17 protein-coding genes are annotated in these 17,492 nt (G+C 41.0%); 10 read left to right on the top strand and 7 right to left on the bottom strand.

All coding sequences use genetic code 11. The features are described 5' to 3' along the window. Nucleotides 1-36: 36 nt before the first annotated feature. Nucleotides 37-933 carry an NAD(P)-dependent oxidoreductase gene (locus NSQ54_13475; protein ID WYP25324.1) on the top strand — a complete coding sequence of 299 codons (897 nt, stop codon included), beginning with the start codon at nucleotides 37-39 and terminating at the stop codon, nucleotides 931-933. Here NSQ54_13475 and NSQ54_13470 read toward each other — a convergent pair whose 3' ends face one another. Further along, nucleotides 934-1,302 carry a VOC family protein gene (locus NSQ54_13470; GenBank protein ID WYP25323.1) on the bottom strand — a complete coding sequence of 123 codons (369 nt, stop codon included), beginning with the start codon at nucleotides 1,300-1,302 and terminating at the stop codon, nucleotides 934-936. Between the two features lie 120 nt (nucleotides 1,303-1,422). Next, nucleotides 1,423-3,018 carry a peptide chain release factor 3 gene (locus NSQ54_13465; GenBank protein WYP25322.1) on the bottom strand — a complete coding sequence of 532 codons (1,596 nt, stop codon included), beginning with the start codon at nucleotides 3,016-3,018 and terminating at the stop codon, nucleotides 1,423-1,425. 182 nt (nucleotides 3,019-3,200) lie between these two features. Between NSQ54_13465 and NSQ54_13460 the strand changes: the two genes are divergently transcribed. The 3 genes from NSQ54_13460 to NSQ54_13450 all read left to right on the top strand — a co-directional run bounded on the left by NSQ54_13460 (nucleotide 3,201) and on the right by NSQ54_13450 (nucleotide 4,400). Beyond that, nucleotides 3,201-3,404, top strand: coding sequence for a hypothetical protein (locus NSQ54_13460; protein ID WYP25321.1), 204 nt, complete (start codon nucleotides 3,201-3,203; stop codon nucleotides 3,402-3,404). Nucleotides 3,405-3,832: 428 nt separating this feature from the next. After that, nucleotides 3,833-4,024, top strand: coding sequence for a ComZ family protein (locus NSQ54_13455; protein WYP25320.1), 192 nt, complete (start codon nucleotides 3,833-3,835; stop codon nucleotides 4,022-4,024). A gap of 58 nt (nucleotides 4,025-4,082) precedes the next feature. Beyond that, nucleotides 4,083-4,400 carry a hypothetical protein gene (locus NSQ54_13450; protein WYP25319.1) on the top strand — a complete coding sequence of 106 codons (318 nt, stop codon included), beginning with the start codon at nucleotides 4,083-4,085 and terminating at the stop codon, nucleotides 4,398-4,400. Nucleotides 4,401-4,434: 34 nt separating this feature from the next. Here the strand turns inward: NSQ54_13450 and NSQ54_13445 are convergent, their stop codons facing one another. Beyond that, nucleotides 4,435-4,716 (bottom strand): hypothetical protein, encoded by a 282-nt coding sequence (locus NSQ54_13445; GenBank protein WYP25318.1) that lies wholly within the window; start codon nucleotides 4,714-4,716, stop codon nucleotides 4,435-4,437. Between the two features lie 189 nt (nucleotides 4,717-4,905). Between NSQ54_13445 and NSQ54_13440 the strand changes: the two genes are divergently transcribed. The 3 genes from NSQ54_13440 (at nucleotide 4,906) to asnB (ending at nucleotide 9,309) form a co-directional block, all read left to right on the top strand. Next, on the top strand, nucleotides 4,906-5,844 hold the full coding sequence (locus NSQ54_13440; protein WYP25317.1) for a beta-ketoacyl-ACP synthase III: 939 nt from the start codon (nucleotides 4,906-4,908) through the stop codon (nucleotides 5,842-5,844). Nucleotides 5,845-5,870: 26 nt separating this feature from the next. Next, entirely contained in the window at nucleotides 5,871-7,109 is a 1,239-nt protein-coding gene (fabF, locus tag NSQ54_13435; GenBank protein WYP25316.1) for a beta-ketoacyl-ACP synthase II, read from the top strand. A 301-nt stretch (nucleotides 7,110-7,410) separates the two neighbouring features. Continuing rightward, a complete protein-coding gene (asnB, locus tag NSQ54_13430) occupies nucleotides 7,411-9,309 on the top strand; it encodes an asparagine synthase (glutamine-hydrolyzing) (protein ID WYP25315.1) in 1,899 nt (632 codons plus the stop codon). 50 nt (nucleotides 9,310-9,359) lie between these two features. Here the strand turns inward: asnB and NSQ54_13425 are convergent, their stop codons facing one another. Continuing rightward, nucleotides 9,360-10,427: a DUF3900 domain-containing protein gene (locus tag NSQ54_13425; protein WYP25314.1), complete on the bottom strand. Its 1,068-nt coding sequence runs from the start codon at nucleotides 10,425-10,427 to the stop codon at nucleotides 9,360-9,362. A 148-nt stretch (nucleotides 10,428-10,575) separates the two neighbouring features. On the opposite strand from NSQ54_13425, the gene NSQ54_13420 reads away from it, so the two are divergent. Then, complete coding sequence (locus NSQ54_13420; protein WYP25313.1) at nucleotides 10,576-11,271, top strand: hypothetical protein; 696 nt, start codon at nucleotides 10,576-10,578, stop codon at nucleotides 11,269-11,271. Between the two features lie 250 nt (nucleotides 11,272-11,521). Here the strand turns inward: NSQ54_13420 and NSQ54_13415 are convergent, their stop codons facing one another. The 3 genes from NSQ54_13415 to NSQ54_13405 all read right to left on the bottom strand — a co-directional run bounded on the left by NSQ54_13415 (nucleotide 11,522) and on the right by NSQ54_13405 (nucleotide 15,409). Beyond that, nucleotides 11,522-14,083 carry a CBS domain-containing protein gene (locus NSQ54_13415; GenBank protein WYP25312.1) on the bottom strand — a complete coding sequence of 854 codons (2,562 nt, stop codon included), beginning with the start codon at nucleotides 14,081-14,083 and terminating at the stop codon, nucleotides 11,522-11,524. Nucleotides 14,084-14,165: 82 nt separating this feature from the next. Beyond that, nucleotides 14,166-14,777 carry a hypothetical protein gene (locus NSQ54_13410; protein ID WYP25311.1) on the bottom strand — a complete coding sequence of 204 codons (612 nt, stop codon included), beginning with the start codon at nucleotides 14,775-14,777 and terminating at the stop codon, nucleotides 14,166-14,168. A 104-nt stretch (nucleotides 14,778-14,881) separates the two neighbouring features. Beyond that, the gene (locus NSQ54_13405; GenBank protein WYP28561.1) at nucleotides 14,882-15,409 is read right to left on the bottom strand and encodes a cell wall hydrolase; all 528 of its coding nucleotides are present in this window, start codon (nucleotides 15,407-15,409) and stop codon (nucleotides 14,882-14,884) included. A gap of 420 nt (nucleotides 15,410-15,829) precedes the next feature. Here NSQ54_13405 and NSQ54_13400 point away from each other — a divergent pair, with 420 nt between their 5' ends. Both NSQ54_13400 and NSQ54_13395 read left to right on the top strand, forming a co-directional pair. Further along, entirely contained in the window at nucleotides 15,830-16,627 is a 798-nt protein-coding gene (locus tag NSQ54_13400) for a CAP domain-containing protein (protein ID WYP25310.1), read from the top strand. Nucleotides 16,628-16,757: 130 nt separating this feature from the next. Continuing rightward, entirely contained in the window at nucleotides 16,758-17,330 is a 573-nt protein-coding gene (locus NSQ54_13395; GenBank protein ID WYP25309.1) for a metalloregulator ArsR/SmtB family transcription factor, read from the top strand. Nucleotides 17,331-17,492 lie beyond the last annotated feature (162 nt).

Genomic DNA, 17,492 nt, shown 5'->3' with positions numbered 1-17,492 from the left:
ACAGAGAGGGTCAAAGCTATTGAAAGGAGAATGTATGTGCAAAAGGCTGTTGTTCTTGGAGGTTTAGGCTTTATTGGATACCACCTTTGTCAGGAGCTTTTAGAGAAGGGTGTGGAGGTGGTGTGTATTGAAAAACAAGATCCGCGCGAATACCCAGAACTTGATGAGAAGTTAATGTATATGGGGCGTAATGCATCCTTTGAATGGATGCTAGGGGATTTGGATGATACTGACAGCCGCCTGTATACGATGATTTCAGAGGCGGATACCGTTTTTCATATGGCATCACCTGTTTCACTTGAAAGTAAATGGCAGCTGAAAAATCAAACCGTACAACAAGCGACCAAGTGGATCCAAGCGATTAGTCAAGCGATGAAAAAGGACGCGATGCTCATCTTTCCATCAACTGTTGAGATATATGGGGACGTTCCAGGTCTGATTACAGAAGAAACACCGCCACAACCCATTTCACCGTATGGACTAATCAAATACGAACTCGAGCAAAGTATTGCAAAGGAAACGGAAGCTCATCAGCTAAGATATTCCATTCTGCGGTTACCAACGGTGTTTGGACCATGGCAGCGTAAGGACATGACATTTGCTCAATTACTAAACCATGAGCAAGAAATCTATAAAGATCGATCTACATTAGATGCTCTTTATGTAACAGATGTCGCAAAAGGATTTGTTCAGGCTGCAATAAAGAGAGATCGTTCGAGCATTTACCATTTAACCTCTGGCAAACGTAATCAATGGTTTATTGGAGCTAAATTACTTGGAGCTTGCGAGGAACTACTAAAAGAGTCTCACACCAGGTCCTCACTCTCTCCCAAAAAAGCAGAAGAACAGTTACAGTTTACGGCATCAGTTACAATCGAAGAAGGAATACGACACCAGGAAGAACATGTTCATAAAAGAAATAGGTTTAGATAGTTACGTTTTTTGCAGGATTTCAATTCGATTTTGGAAAGGGTCGTACACATAAAAACGCGTGTAGCCAGGGTAACGGGTATCATATTCCACTTTAACGCCTAGCGAGTCTAGGTGCCGGGAAACGGCTTCAAGGTCATCCGTATAGAACGCAGGATGAGCTTTATCCGCTGGAACAAATGGTGTTTCAATTCCAATATGTAAGGAAATATCGCCTTGCTCAAACCAGCATCCACCGTTTTTCTTCATGTCAGCGGGCTTCTCAACTTCCGTGAACCCAAGGACTTTTGTATAAAACGCCCTGGCTTCGTCCTCAGCTCCAATAGGTGCAGCTAATTGTACGTGATGAATGTGTTTTAAAAAAGTCGACATATTGATTCCTCCTTTTTCTTACATTGTACATGATGAAGGGTGCAGCATAAGTAGAATCCTGTCGACAAACGAAAAAACCTAAAGCGACCCGGCTGGAGCCAGGCGCTTTAGGTTTTTAACTTATTCTTCTGTTTTAAAGAAAGAATTTTCATGGAAGGACAGTTCAGGGTACTTCTCCTGTGCTGTACGCATTTGGAATTCATTTTCAAATAACGCAACAATTCTAGAATCACGGTCCGTCACTAAATTTTTCTGGGCTTTCTTAAATTTCTCAAACGCTTCAGTTGGTCCAACAACCCAACGAGCAAAGGTATACGGTAGGCGATCTAGTTGAATGTCCACATGGTATTCGCTTTTTAGTCGTTGTTCTAATACTTCAAACTGAAGTACACCAACTACACCAACAATTTGTTGTTCTGCAAAGCGATTATATGTTTTAAACAGCTGGATGGCACCTTCTTCAGTTAATTGATGAATTCCTTTTTCAAAGGATTTATGCTTAAGCGCTTCTTTAACTGAAATGGCACTAAAGTGTTCAGGAGAGAAGTGTGGCATCTCTGCAAATTCAAAGGAATCCCCTTCAACAAGTGTATCTCCAATACGTAGGTTACCTGGATCAAACAACCCGAGAATATCTCCTGCGTATGCCTCTTGTACAATACTCCTTGATTGAGCGAGTAATTGTGTAGGTTGGGCCAACTTCATATTTTTCCCGATTCGTACATGTTTGACAGTCATACCCCGTTCAAACTTACCGGAAGTGATACGTAAGAAGGCAATACGGTCACGGTGAGCAGGGTTCATATTTGCTTGGATCTTAAAAATAAATCCAGAGAACTTCTCATGCTCAAGTGGATCAATTATTCCTTTTGAGCTTTCACGCGGCACCGGACTAGGTGCAAGAGTTAGCATATGTTCAAGATACGTTTGTACACCAAAGCTTGATACAGCACTTCCAAAGAACATCGGCGTAAGCTCGCCTTTAGCAATAAGCTCGGCATCATATTCATCACCTGCAACATCTAAAAGCTCAATCTCTTCACGGAATTGGGCAACGAGCTGCTCATCGTTAATCGCCTCATCCAATTTAGGATCATCTGGTCCTGTTAATTGAATCACATCGATGTCTTTTGGGTTCTTAGGGTTATATAATTCTAATTTCTTTTCATGACGATCGTATACACCAGAGAACGATTGACCCATACCAATGGGCCAGCCCATTGGATAGGAACGAATGCCAAGTAAATCCTCAAGCTCTTCCATTAATTCAAATGGATCACGTCCTTGGCGATCCAGTTTGTTCATAAATGTAAAGATTGGAATACCACGCATCCGGCACACTTTAAAAAGCTTCTTCGTTTGTGCCTCTACCCCTTTGGCGGCATCGATTAACATGGTTGCTGAATCGGCAGCTGTCAGCGTCCGGTAGGTATCTTCACTAAAGTCCTGGTGACCAGGTGTATCTAATATATTGACGTTATAGCCGTCATACTCAAACTCAAGAACGGAACTCGTTACCGAGATCCCACGTTGTTTCTCAATTTCCATCCAGTCACTGACTGCATGCTTGCTGTTTTTGCGACCTTTTACGGTACCAGCTTCTCTGATGGCTCCACCAAATAACAGTAGTTTCTCTGTTAACGTGGTTTTCCCGGCATCGGGGTGAGAGATGATGGCAAACGTACGTCTTGTTTTCACTGATTCTTTATAATTCATGATTTGTCCTCATTTCTATCAGTTGAGCCTTTTTCATTCCTATGCACACTGCCCTCTATTATAGCAATAATTAAGAGTGAATTCATCCGAAGTTTAAGATTCCTTAATTTAGTGAAACTCATCTATAGGCTCTCTCGTATTTATGAGGAGAGTAGTGAACAAAAAGATTGGAGAGATGAGACATGCATGACTTTATTATTACATTCGAATTTGAGAATTCAAGCTCAAAACAAATTATGATCTCAAAAGAATCCTACCAACAATTAGAAGATGAGATCACCCAGGCCCGAGGCAACTGGTGGACAATTAAAGGAGAGCTTGTGAATCTCTCTAAAGTGATGAGTGTAAAAATTGTGGATCTGACCGAGCAACGAGGGTTGAGCTGATGAAGAGAAAGGAAGCATAACTGAAAAAAGTGGACGGGACATAACATTAACGTGGATGGCAAAACATGAATATAGCACAATAACCGCTACAGGAGAATCCCTCGCTTTCCGCGGATACGGCCTCAGCCCCTTCCGCGGAAAAGGCACCGCTACAGTGTCTTCACCACGTATTTTTCCGCAGGAGTCTCGGGTTCTCCTTCCGCTCGTCTTACTAAATAATCCAAAAAACACGAATGGCGAATGGTTAATCGTAAAATCATTCGCCGTTTTTTAATTGATTTTAAGTTTTGCTTAGCCTCTTTTGTTACTTCTTTAACTTAGCGAAGTTCCCACTGTAGCGGATATATTCGTTGTATCATCCTTAAAACTTGCGATTCACCAACCTACATAGTATCTTTGTATAGAAAATAATGAACGAGGTGGAGAGCATGGCGAATCCAGAGCTTAATATGAAATTGATGCAGGTGGCAATGAAGCATCTTCCTGAAGGACAAGCGTTCTTCCAAGAAAAAGGAATTGAACTTGGTTTTGAAGACTTACAGCCAATGATGGAGCTTTTTCTAAAAGTCATGACAGAAGCGTATGAACTAGGAAAAGAAGATGCAAGTAGCGAAGAATAAATCGTAAGACTCGAACGGTAACGTTTTGAGTCTTTTTCTATAGAAAGGGTTGAGTTTAATGGATAAAGAAACGAAATTAAAAGCGCTTGGCGAGGAAATGAAAAAGGGTATTGAATTAATTAGAGATAAGAAAGATAAAGAAGGACTTGAAAAGCTGCAACCATTCGCAGAGATCATGCGTGCAGGGGATGCGAAGCAGATGCGTGTGTTTGTTAACATTGGGTTAGCGCAACTTAGACTTCATGACATTGAAGGATTTCTACAAACGTATGAAGACGTACAAAGTATTACACCTGCTAATGACAAAGAAGCTCACTTAAAAAAAGAAATGGACGAATGGTTCCGTTTATTAATGGAACGTATGGCTGGTGACTAATAAAAAAAGAGGAATCTCATCCTCGGATGTTGATTCACTCTTTACGGTCATCTGATTTAGATTCGGTTGACCAATCTTTTAGTTTTTTTGAAAGAAACGATTTAGCAGCTGTTGCAACGGGGGCAAATTGCTCTAATACAGGACCTAGTGCTTGCACAAGTTCAATCACTTGTTCAATTTGATTGGGGTCTTGCTTTGATTCGATTTCTTTCTCTTTCTCTTTCTTTTCCTCTTTAGGTGGTTCTGGTCTTCTTCCAAACATCATGTTTGAAAAAAAATCACCTTGATTCTCGCGTTTGTTATCTTGTTCACTCACAAAAAATCAACTCCTCTCTTTACTGTATGTTCAAAAGAGCCTGATGTGTAGGGGTATTCGCCCCTTTGCATAGGATCTGAGCGTAGGTTCAGTCTAGACAGGAGGCAAAGTTTACAGTAAAATTAGTATCAGGTACTAAGAATTTGTCGAAACATCGAGCGAGCGCTCGCTGTGAGAGGAGAAAGAGACATGACGAATGCGGGAATTTTGGGAATGGGTAGCTATATTCCTGAAAAAGTGTTTACAAACGCAGATTTTGAGAAAGTTTTAGATACATCAGACGAATGGATTCGCACAAGAACGGGAATAGAGGAACGTCGATTTGCCGGAGATGATGTAAAAACATCTGATATGGCGTATGAATCAGCTATTAAGGCGCTAGACCAAGCGAACGTAAGTGCCGAAGAAATTGATTTAATTTTAGTCGCAACCGTTACACCAGATATGGCTTTTCCTACAGTATCAACACTTGTTCAAAAGAGATTAGGTGCAGTGAATGCTTCTGCTATGGACATCAGCGCGGCTTGTGCAGGATTTATCTACGGTATTGTTACGGCGCAACAGTTTATTGAGAATGGTGCATACAAAAATGTGTTAGTTATTGGAGTAGAAAAGCTTTCAACCATTACAGATATGTCAGATCGAAACACAGCTGTGTTGTTTGGAGATGGATCTGGTGCAGCTGTTATTGGACCTGTATCAGAAGGAAAAGGAATTCTTTCTTATGATTTGGGCTCTGATGGCGGTGGCGCAATGCACATTAACAAGCAAGGCGAATTCATGGAGATGAATGGCCGTGAAGTCTTTAAGTTTGCTGTTCGTCAAATGGGTGAGTCTTCGTTAAAGGTGATTGATAAAGCTGGTTTAACAAAGGAAGATGTGGATTATTTAATTCCACACCAAGCAAATATTCGAATTATGGAATCAGCACGTGAAAAATTAGATTTACCAGTTGATAAAATGTCTGTCACTGTTAAAAAATATGGAAACACATCTTCAGCTTCAATTCCGATGGCGTTAGTGGATGAATTAGGAGCAGGCAAGATCAAGGACGGAGATGTTGTTGTCCTGGTTGGTTTTGGTGCAGGATTGGTATGGGGCGCGGTGGCGCTTCGTTGGGGTAGATAAGAGCTTACGTAAAGGAGTAGATAGGTATGGAAAATAAACGAGTAGTAGTAACAGGAATGGGAGCTGTCACCCCGCTTGGACTTGATGTAGAGTCAACATGGAATGGGATTAAAGAAGGTGTTTCAGGAGTAGGTCCCCTGACGCGCGTGGATGCAGATGCATTTCCAATGAAAGTAGCTGCTGAGATTACAGACTTTGATCCAGCTTCGTTTATGGACAAGAAAGAAGCAAGAAAGATGGATCGTTTTACTCAATATGCGGTAGCTGCTTCATTAATGGCGCTTAAAGACGCAGATCTTGAGATTAATGAAACGAATGCACCTCGTATTGGCGTTTGGATTGGTTCTGGTATCGGTGGAATGGAAACATACGAGCAGCAATTCCATAACTTTATCGAAAAAGGACAACGCCGTGTTAGTCCGTTCTTTGTTCCAATGTTAATACCTGATATGGCATCTGGACAGGTTTCCATTATTACTGGGGCAAAGGGAGTAAACTCTTGCTCGGTTACAGCCTGTGCGAGTGGAACAAACTCTATCGGAGATGCGTTTAAGGTGATCCAGCGTGGAGACGCGGATGCAATGATTACAGGTGGGGCAGAGGCGCCAATTACAAACATGTCGATTGCCGGATTCTGTTCAGCAAAAGCTGTAACGCATAATGAGGATCCTGCTACAGCTTCTAGACCGTTTGATGCAAACCGCGATGGATTTGTTATGGGAGAAGGGTCAGGTATTCTTGTGCTTGAAAGCTTAGAATCTGCACAAGCACGTGGTGCTCACATTTACGCTGAAATTGTTGGGTACGGTGCTTCAGGAGATGCCCATCATATTACGGCTCCTGCTCCAGGTGGAGAAGGTGGAGCACGTGCCATTCAAATGGCATTGGATGATGCAGGTCTTAAGCCAGAAGAAATCCAATATGTGAATGCACACGGAACAAGTACACCAATGAACGAAAAATTTGAAACAATGGCCATTAAGTCGGTCTTTAAAGAGCATGCTTACAATATGGCAGTGAGCTCTACTAAATCAATGACTGGTCACTTACTTGGAGCAGCTGGTGCTGTAGAAGCGATCTTCTCTATTAAAGCGATAATGGAACAGGTATTACCGCCAACCATCAATTATGAGACGCCAGATCCAGATTGTGACTTGGACTATGTTCCGAATAAAGCACGAAATGCAGAGGTCAATGCAGTGTTAAGTAATTCACTTGGTTTTGGTGGACATAATGCGACATTAATCTTCAAAAAGTATGTTTAAGTGAACAAGCAGTAAGGAAAGGGTGTCCTAAGAGGGCACTCTTTTTTAGGTTTATTCACGAACTCTTGTTCTGTTGTAAAAAATATATAAAATATCGAAAAATGGGTTTTCTTTAGAGAACATATCGAGTAAGATGAGGTGTACAAATTATTATAGTTTGTAACGTAAATGAAATATTTGAGGTAAATACAGGTAATTGAATTCTGGAATAAAGCAAGATGAAAAGGGGCAAGAAGAGTGTAATTACTTTTTTCTAACCGACTAGCGATACTCTGGAATTCAAACAGTTGGAGGAACAGATATGTGCGGATTTATTGGTGAAATGATTACAGGAGGTGCTTCATTTATCCATGAAGATAAATGGTTAGAAGCACTTGAAGCGATTCATCATAGAGGACCAGATTCAACTGGGACATACAAAAATAACGATATATCTTTTGGATTTAAACGATTAAGTATCATTGATTTAGAGCACGGGACGCAGCCACTGTCTTATCAAAATAAATATCACATTATTTTTAACGGTGAGATTTATAATTACAAGGAGCTTCGTGCGGATCTTATAGAAGCAGGGTATGAGTTTCAAACGCATACAGATACAGAAGTCATCGTTGCATTATACGCTCAAAAAGGACAAGACTGCGTCAAGGAACTTAGAGGCATGTTCGGGTTTATGATTTGGGATGATGAGCGTGAAGAGTTGTTCTGTGCACGTGATGCATTTGGAATTAAACCTTTTTACTACATAGAGACAAGTGAAAGGTTAATTGCTGCCTCTGAATTAAAAAGCATTCGTATGATTGATCCGCAACTTGAGATCTCGACTGAAGGTATCCAGCATTATTTAACCTATCAATACGTTCCTGAGCCAATGAGCTTAGCGCCATCTGTGCAAAAGCTTGAGCCGGGTCATATGCTGACAAAGAAAAAGGATCAGCCTGCAAAGATTAAAGCTTATTACACAAAAAGCTTCCATCAAGGAAACGAATCACTTTCAAGCTATGCTAAGCAAACCATTGATGTATTAAAGGACTCCGTTGCGAAGCATATGCGAAGTGATGTGCCTGTCGGAGCATTCCTTTCAAGTGGAATTGATTCAACAACGATTGTAGCACTTGCTAAAGAACACAATCCTAATCTTAAAACCTTTACAGTAGGTTTTGACCACGAAGGCTTTAGTGAAGTGAACATTGCAAAAGATTCGGCCGAGAAGTTAGGCGTCGAGAATATTCATAAGCATATTACACCTGAGGAATTCATTCGTGAATTACCTAAAATCATCTGGCATATGGACGATCCAGTTGCCGACCCAGCAGCAGTACCTCTTTATTTTGTTGCAAAAGAGGCCAGCAAACATGTAAAGGTTGTTCTGTCTGGTGAAGGAGCGGACGAGCTGTTTGGTGGATATAACATTTATCGTGAGCCACAAGCGCTTCGTTACTTTAATCGTTGGCCAAGTCAAATGAAACGTACGATTAATAAAATGGCGCTAGGACTACCTGAGGGAATGCGTGGGCGTAGCTACCTACTTCGAGGAACAACGCCGATTGAGGAACGGTATATCGGTAATGCGAAAATCTTTACAGAGCTTGAAAAGGAACAAATTCTAAGAACCTATCACAATGATTACTCCTTTACCGAGTTAACGAAAGGGCTTTATCAAAAAGCTGTCTCCTACACGGATTCAACGAAGATGCAATACATTGATCTTCATACGTGGTTACCGGGAGATATCTTAGTAAAGGCTGACCGAATGACGATGGCGCATTCACTTGAGTTACGTGTACCATTTTTAGATAAAGAAGTTTTTGAAGTTGCGAGTCGCATCCCGGAATCCGCAAAAATCGCAAATGGAACAACAAAGTATGTGCTGCGTGAAGCCATTAAAGGTGTGGTTCCAGATTCCATCTTGAATCGCAAAAAACTAGGGTTCCCGGTTCCAATTCGTCATTGGCTGAAAAATGAGCTATATGATTGGGCGAAGGATATCTTAACAATCAATCAAGCAGCAGGGACGATCTTTAATCAAAAAGAAGCCCTCGCTTTACTTGAGGAGCATGCAGCAGGAAAAAGAGATAATAGTCGTAAGCTATGGACGATTCTTTGTTTCTTAATCTGGCATTCACTTTACATTCAAAACAGCGGTAGCATTAAGCAGGCTGTCGATGAAATGTCCCAGTTACAATTAAAAACAAGCTAACCATAAAAAAGACTTCTTTCCAACACGAGGAAAGAAGTCTTTTGTCTTTATTAATTAGAAGGTTTTTGAGCGAGCTTTTCAATAATGTGATGTAAGTCATCAGGTTTATGGAATTCGATAGGGGACACACCTTTTTCAAATTGGATGGTTTCCGCATCTAGAAGCAATACATATCGCCCATTTATTTTTCCAAGATGAATGGATTCTCCGAAGTCTGCAAGTAAGCCTTTAATGGATGTTTCTCCAACCTTCATCTTTATCTCTGCTTCTGGTGTATGATCCACAATTTGAGCGGCGGCTTCCATCACTTGATGTGTATCTAAGCGCTCTTGAAGCTCTCGAGTTTCACTACCTTCCCAGATCTCAAGGTCGTGCTCAAACTTTTGTCTTTCTTCACTCTGTTCCTCATATGTTTCGTACACATGCTCCTGTACCATATTCATGACCTGAGTTTTCATAATAACAGGTAAGGATTCTCCGTATTCTACATACTTTAAGAAGTCTTCAAAATACCTGGCATGGGAGGCTTGGTGAATCTTAACCTCCGTATGTTCAAGCATGCCTTCTTCAGGCATATAGGGATACTGAATGGACTTCATGTTTTTGGTCGTAATCGCATACTCCACTTTTTGAATAAGTGATGCTTCATCGGCAATCGAAGCTACTTTCGGTTCAAAGTCACATTTCATGATAAAGACAAAGGAATCATCAAAGAATTTTCGCGGAACGGCTGTCGCCACAAGAAAGACACCACCACGTACAGCGCTTGTATTTAAATAAATACGAACAAGCTGTTCACTCACATTCTTAAAGTCTTCTTTTGTCTCAGCAAAGCGTGTTTTATGAAGCAACGCATAATTTGGATTTGATTCAAGTGGGTGACCAGGCTCAGTGACAAAGTGACCAATCTTAGTCGGGACCTGATCCGACTTAGGATGATGCTCCGCCTTTCTCTTTACGATCTTCTTCAGCTCTCCATCTAAAAAATCCTTCATCTCACTATGCTCAAATTCGTGTTTGTCGAGTGTTTTAAAGTGCTTAAACCGTTTATCTGCTTGCTCATCACGACCATCTACTGTAATTAAATAAAAGGATAAAAACTGTATTTCAAAATCCATGTGGACGAACTCCTCTAAAGAAAGTTAGGCAATGGTACTAGTATAGGAGAAGCAAGAGGGAGCGTCAATTTCTAATTTGTTGTTGTAATGAAAGAGGGTTAGACATAAAATAAGAACAAACATATCATCCAATGAAAGGAATTATTACATGGATAAGGAAAATGAAAAGAGTACCCTTTTTCTATTTGAGCGAATCTTATTGGTCGTGTTATTCATCATTGGATTAAGTAGTACAGTGGGCATTTCTTCCTTTGATGGATTCTTTAACTCTGTTACGGCTTCATTTGAATTAATTCTAATTGTTGCTCTACATATTTTTCTACTTTTCATTTCAATGAAACGTGTTTTCAAGATGAGCTGGCTTTATACTGTGTTGTACATTCAGCTTTTAATCTTATTCTATTCTTCGTACAGTGCTTTATATTTCGTTTATAATGAAAAGATTTTCTTTCTTTTACTTTTAATAATTGCTCTTTGCTTAAACATCACTATTCTAGCTGTTTTACTTTTTAGAGGGACAGAAAAAGGTAAAGCATTTTTTATTCATATCATTAATGTATTAATAGGGTTAGCCCTATTAACGAAAGCAGTTGTCTTAGGATTTCGCGGCATGGCATTTGGAGCGAGCTTTTTATACTTCATTGGTATGGCAACTCCTGTTTATGTGTTAATTCTTTTATATATTGTACAGATTTATTACTTAAAGAGTGATCGTACAAAACCAGTATTAATTGCGCTGTGCTTGGCCGTACTCCTCTTACTTTATTCAGTCTTTTCATTCTTTTTTGTGATGACAAGTATCGAAGTATATATCGCCCACCTACTGGATGGTCTGGTTCATTAATGATAAAAAAGACGGCGTGACATAACTTGAATGTAGCGGGTAAAACACGAATATAGCAAATAATCCGCTACAGGAGAATCCCTCGCACCCACAAGAACGGCCTCAGCCCCTTCCGCGGAAAGGGAGCCGCTACAGTGTCTTCACCGCGTTCTGTTCCGTAGGAGTCTCGGGTTCTCCCTCCGCTTGTTCAAATAAATCACGAAAGGCGAATGATTCGATTGTAGAATCATTCGCCTTTTCAAATTGATTTTTAGTTATGTCTCATCTCTTTTTTATAATATTCTTTTGCCCAATCAAGTGCTTCTTGCTTGGTCGACAGTACATCATCCAATTGAAGACTGTATGCTCCAGTGAGGATAGAAGAGAAGATAGGGCCAGGCTCAAGGCCTAACTCGGTTACAAGATCTTTTCCTGCAAGAAGTGGAGCTAAGTGGTTACGCTTTTGGATATAAGCAATGAGTGTTTCACCATGCTCAAAGTCAGGTTTTGTTGCAATAAATAGTAGTACTCTAGCTGATAGGGTGTGGATCTGCTTATGCCACTCTCCCAACGTCTCGTTGTCCGTGACTTCATAAATGTCGGCTTCTCTGACCGTCCGTAGCAGACGTTGGTCTTTACTCGATAACGCATAGAAATCAATAGATTCCCCAAAACGACCGTTCCCCTCATAGCATAACGCAGCCATAAATAGAAATGGCTCAACAAACCCGTGTGTCATTAATTGATTCATATGTGTCCACTTGTTTTCACTCGGTTCAGTCTTAAGAAGAGTGTGCCAAACACCAAGATGATCTAACGTATGAAAAGAAGATAGCAATTGATTTTCTTGTTGCATTAGATCAAGTTCATGCATCACTCGGCTTGCAGATAATCCCAATAGTGAGGCTTTTGCTCCTTTTGCGAGTGCTTCGGTTTCAGGGTGAAGATGATAGTCAAACCGATTGGCAAATCGCACCGCTCGGAAGATTCTTGTAGGGTCTTCAATGAAGCTAAGTGAATGAAGAATACGAATGTGACCATTTTTTAAATCACGTTGACCCTGAAAATGATCTAGAAGCTCTCCAAACGTATCAGGATGGAGACTAATGGCCATGGCATTTATTGTGAAGTCTCGCCTCGATAAATCCTCTCTTATACGTGATGGGGCTACTTCAGGTAATAAAGCAGGCTGCTCGTAGTGTTCAGATCGTGCCGTAGCAAGGTCGACTTTTATCCCGGATGGCGTGGTCCATGTGGTTGTTCCAAAGCTTTGATGTGCCTTTGTACTTCCTCCGTGAGTAGCGGCTAGATGCTCTCCAAATTCAATTGCATTTCCTTCGATGACGATGTCCACATCCTCATTTGAGCGGCCCAGTAGCACATCACGTACACCACCTCCAACGAGATAGCTCTTATAACTGTATTCACTAGCGTCATTTCCTACTAGTACGAGTAAATCGTAAATAGCTGAATCGAAATGCTCGGCCAGTGCATCGATTAAACTATGAGTGGAGAGCCGACTAGCTTCTGATTCATAGTGCTTTCGTTTGGCTTCATCGTGTAAAATGGACAACACGTCGGATCTGGACACAACACCTACTAATGTTTCATGATCTAAAATAGGAATGCGGCCAATATTATGGGTAATCATTACTTCTTGAATCGATTCAAGTGGAGCCTCAGGACCCAGAGTAAGAACCTCTTTTGTCATATAAGAATGGATCGGAGAATGTCCTAATCCATGTCGTTGTGCCTTGTCTAAATCTCTTCGTGAAAGCATTCCCGACAATTGTCCTGATTCGTTTAAGATGGGCATACCTGTATGTCCATATCGTATTAGGGCATCAGCCGCATCGTCTAGAGTACAGTTCTCTTCAATCGTATGAACTGGAGAACTCATAATCATACCAGCAGTAATAGCAGGTTGGATGGCCGAAGGAAGCTCAGACTTCACTTGCTCAAGAACATCCTGTAGGGCTCCTTTTTTAACAGAGGCTGCAGCGGCTTGGGGATGGCCGCCGCCTCCAAATGCCATCATGATTTTTTTTACATTCACTCGCATCGTCTGGCTTCTTCCTGTTATGTAGGTGTTTGATCCCATTTGAACAACGGATAAAACGGTATCTGCTTTAAGTGTGCTAACTAATCGTTCAGTAATCGGAGCGAGCCCACTAATAAACGACTCACAAACGGAATAACAAATGGCGATCTGTAAGCCGCTCTCCTCATAAATGTCGATCGATTCGTTTAATTGCTGATACAACATCTCCTGTGTATCAGTTAAATGATCTTCTAAAAATGGTTTCATCACGTCTAGATCCATCCCCTGAGACAGCAAGAAGGCTGCAGCGGATAAATCTCGCTCCGTTGTTTGCATATGTTGAAATGAACCGGTATCACTGTATAAACCGAGTCCAAGTAATAACGCTTCCGAAGGTTCTAACTTGATATTCTGTTCCTGGAGTCTCTCTATGAGCAGAGTCACACAAGCGCCAACAGGTTCCTGAACCACTTCGGTGGCAACAGACTCTGGATTGGTAGGATGATGGTCATAGATCGTTAACGTGTGAAGAGCTGAAAGCTTCTCAAGAGGGATGCCACAGCGTTTGAGTGATGAGGTGTCAACAATCACAAGGTCCGTCACTTCATCCCAGCTGATCTTATCAATCGCTTCAGCTTTAAATGTATCTCGGTACAATGAAAGCACATGTTTTACGCTCTCTTGTTGTTGGGAGGGCAGAGCAATGGTGGCCTCAGGGTACAAAGCTTGAGCAGCAATTAACGAAGCCAACCCATCAAAATCTATTTGTAAATGAGAGGCAAGTATTTTCATTTAGTAGAGTCTCCTCATGTCTATAATCTTTCTTTATTGTAGCAAAAGACACAGCCGCTCGTCACGACTGTGTCTTAGAAGTCTATCCACGTTTCTCGTATATCAGACCTTGGAGTTCAGTTGGGCCTTGTTCATAAGGAGAACTAGATTCCTCGAAGGTGAGTGTAAAGAGCTGATGATAGTTCTGATACAGTTGGACTTTTACTGCTTGTAATTGATCAACCCATTCACTGTGAGGTCGAGTAGACTGTTTTTGAAAAGTAAGAGTTAAACCATCCACTGTTACACCTACTTCAGAAAGTAAGTCAGACTGATCCTTAAGGGAATGTCGTAATTCACTTTGAAAGGATAACCCCATTTGCTCGAGCTTTTCCATTTGTTTAGCCGTTTCATTCCATGTATCAATAAATTGTTCAAATTGAGCAAGTGTTCGACGTTGCATGCGTGCATGCTTCCAAAGAGCCCGCTCTTTTAAATAAAAGGTTTTTAATGTGGTACGGAGCCGATGGACCCACCCATTTCGCTCATACTCATATAAATAATTGGCTGATTCATTCGATACCACTTCCGTAACTGGAGCAATGGAGGATACCCGTTCAACCGGCGCTGCTGAATTTGGACGAACAGCATTTTGTAAACGGTGCTGCAGTACACGATGCATTTGTAAAGTGGGTGTTTTGGTTACACGTACCATGACTGATTCCTCCTTTATCTCTCTTGATCATTCTATTCCCCCTAACCGCAAGATTAAGCTACGAAAAAAGACCCCTTTTTTTTAGGGGTCTTTAAAAGAATTACTTATTTAGCAAATACATGATCACCAATGACAAGCGTTTGTTCGCGAGTGGAAACCCACTTACTTGTTGCCGTAGTTGGGTTATAGAAGTATAAGGAATTTTGTCCTTGTCCTCTAAATTGAAGAGCTTCTTCTACCGCACGAATGGATTCACTGTCTGCTTTATTCGAGATAGAACCATCTAAAACCGGTGAGAACGCGTAATGTCCGGATGCGCTTCTCTCATATACAACATCATTGACATTGTCAGGGAATAAATCACTATCAACACGGTTTAGTACAACCGTTGCTACAGCTACCTTACCTGCATATGGCTCACCTTTAGCTTCTGCGTGCACAAGGCGTGCTAACAATTCCTTTTCATTTGCGGAAACAGAAGTAGGGATCGTTAATGTATCACCAGCGACAATATTAGTAGAGGAAAGTTGATTACTTCTTTTTATTGCAGCCGTTGGGATGGCATATTGATCGCTTATAGATGAAAGGGTTTCTCCCTTTTTAATGGTATGAGTTGATTTTGCTTCGACCATTTGTGTACTTGTGGCCACTAAACCCACCACTAGTAGACTGGTTAATAATTTCTTTTTCAATGAAAATACCTCCTGTGCATGATCTGCCTATTAACCTATCAAACTTTTAGGGGTAAATGTGCAAGTAAATTTACCCAATTTTGAGTCAGATTGAGTAGTTTCCTTGATACACATGGTCTCATCACGCTTTTTTACAGTTATGTAACGAAATATTAAAGTTCATTGGATATTTGACATATTTCCTTTTATGTGGAGGGGGAGAGAATTGAAAACCCTTAGAGGCGCAACGTATAACAACGATTCTAAGGATTCTATTACTCTTCCTAATGATGAAACTTTTACCATGGTTCTATTAAAAAAAGCTATGCTAAGATGCGAATTGTAGATCAAAACACAAACTTTCTGAGGAGGAATTCTAAGATGAATTTCAAGAAAATCGTAGTATCATCTGCTGCAGCAGCGGCAATCACAGCAGTAGGTTTTTTAGGACAAGCTGATGCAGCTTCCAATACACACGTAAGTGGTCCTTACGTAATCCAATTTGACGCTCAAGATGCACAGCAAGCGTTTAATTGTCTTGCAAAATTCCCTGGAGCTGAAACTATCAATTTCGAAAACGGTCAATGGGTGATTGATTTCTTTAATCAATTTGATTTCGAACAAGCAGCTGAGCAGCCAGGAGCAGAAGTAGTAGAAGAGCCTGAGCAAGCTGAAGAAGTAGTAGAAGAAGAGGCAGTGGAAGCACCTGCTCCAGTTGAAGAAGACGTTCAAGCAGAAGAGGAAGCTCCACAAGAAGAAGCAGCTCCACAAGAAGATGCTGATACGGATGCAGCAGAATTCTCAGCAGAAGAGCAACAAATGCTAGATTCAGTTAACAAAGAACGCGAAAGTGTTGGTCTTTCTCCACTTAAAGCTGACCCGGAGCTAGCTGAAGTAGCACGCGTAAAAGCACAAGACATGATCGATAATAACTACTTTGATCATAACTCTCCAACATACGGTTCACCATTCCAAATGATGGATCAGTTCGGAATCGAGTATCGTACAGCTGGTGAAAACCTTGCTGGAAACCAAACAGTAGAAGCAGCTCACCAAGCACTAATGAACTCACAAGGTCACCGTGAGAATATCTTAAAAGCTGACTACACAAATGTTGGAATCGGTATTGTTGATGGCGGTCCTTACGGTAAAATGTTTGTTCAAATGTTCAAAGGTTAATTTATAACTAGAGTAAGCTCGTTGCAAATAGTAGATTTGCAACGAGCTTTTTTAATGTGATCTATTTACATGATCATCTAATTAGATTAATATGAAATTAGATACTCATCGAAATAGAGAGAGGATAGCTATGCAATTAAGTCGGATTGTTAACTTTCATAAGGTCATGGGGGACAAAACTCGAATTCAGATCGTCTCCATGTTAAAAAAGGGACCCCTGCACGGTCAGGCGATCGCAGGTAAACTTGGATTAAAAGCGCCAACCATATCTCATCACATGGCAAAATTAAAAGAGATAGATGTAGTTAGACAGGTTAGAGATAAGAACACAGTGTACTATCATCTTAACGAAAAAACGTTAATGGCCCTTGCTTTGGCTGTAACGAAGATTGGGGAGAATGAAATGAACCAGGATTTTCACGTAACTGACGATCAAAAATTGGCTGTCATCAAAAATTTCTTTAATGCACAAAATCAGCTTAAAACCTTTCCAGCACAGCGGAAAAAGAAGCTGATTGTTTTGGAGTATATGCTCCGAGGAATAAAGGACGGAGAGTCCTATAGCGAAAAAGAAATCAACGAGCATATTCAGCAGTACTTTGCAGATTATGCAATCATTCGCCGCGAATGGATCATCTGCCATTTCATGAATCGGAACGAGGGTGTGTATCAGCTGAATCCACGGGAGATGTGGTTGACCTAGGAGCAGAGAGAGCGCAGAATCAACAAAGAGAGCGGGGAATCAACAAAGAGAGTGCGGAATCAACAAAGAGAGTGCGGAATCAACAAAGAGAGTGCGGAATCAACAAAGAGAGCGTAGAATCAACAAAGAGAGCGCAGAATCAACAAAGGGAGAGCGGAATCA

The sequence above is a fragment of the Alkalihalobacillus sp. FSL W8-0930 genome (assembly GCA_037965595.1).
GTDB lineage: Bacteria > Bacillota > Bacilli > Bacillales > Bacillaceae_D > Alkalicoccobacillus.
This window is presented reverse-complemented; position numbering and strand designations above follow the sequence as displayed.

Coding starts and splice junctions, on each gene's coding strand:
- NSQ54_13470 (WYP25323.1), bottom strand. CDS start 1,302: ATGTCGACTTTTTTAAAACACATTCATCACGTACAATTAGCTGCACCT.
- NSQ54_13465 (WYP25322.1), bottom strand. CDS start 3,018: ATGAATTATAAAGAATCAGTGAAAACAAGACGTACGTTTGCCATCATC.
- NSQ54_13460 (WYP25321.1), top strand. CDS start 3,201: ATGCATGACTTTATTATTACATTCGAATTTGAGAATTCAAGCTCAAAA.
- NSQ54_13455 (WYP25320.1), top strand. CDS start 3,833: ATGGCGAATCCAGAGCTTAATATGAAATTGATGCAGGTGGCAATGAAG.
- NSQ54_13450 (WYP25319.1), top strand. CDS start 4,083: ATGGATAAAGAAACGAAATTAAAAGCGCTTGGCGAGGAAATGAAAAAG.
- NSQ54_13440 (WYP25317.1), top strand. CDS start 4,906: ATGACGAATGCGGGAATTTTGGGAATGGGTAGCTATATTCCTGAAAAA.
- fabF (WYP25316.1), top strand. CDS start 5,871: ATGGAAAATAAACGAGTAGTAGTAACAGGAATGGGAGCTGTCACCCCG.
- asnB (WYP25315.1), top strand. CDS start 7,411: ATGTGCGGATTTATTGGTGAAATGATTACAGGAGGTGCTTCATTTATC.
- NSQ54_13425 (WYP25314.1), bottom strand. CDS start 10,427: ATGGATTTTGAAATACAGTTTTTATCCTTTTATTTAATTACAGTAGAT.
- NSQ54_13420 (WYP25313.1), top strand. CDS start 10,576: ATGGATAAGGAAAATGAAAAGAGTACCCTTTTTCTATTTGAGCGAATC.
- NSQ54_13415 (WYP25312.1), bottom strand. CDS start 14,083: ATGAAAATACTTGCCTCTCATTTACAAATAGATTTTGATGGGTTGGCT.
- NSQ54_13410 (WYP25311.1), bottom strand. CDS start 14,777: ATGGTACGTGTAACCAAAACACCCACTTTACAAATGCATCGTGTACTG.
- NSQ54_13405 (WYP28561.1), bottom strand. CDS start 15,409: ATGGTCGAAGCAAAATCAACTCATACCATTAAAAAGGGAGAAACCCTT.
- NSQ54_13400 (WYP25310.1), top strand. CDS start 15,830: ATGAATTTCAAGAAAATCGTAGTATCATCTGCTGCAGCAGCGGCAATC.
- NSQ54_13395 (WYP25309.1), top strand. CDS start 16,758: ATGCAATTAAGTCGGATTGTTAACTTTCATAAGGTCATGGGGGACAAA.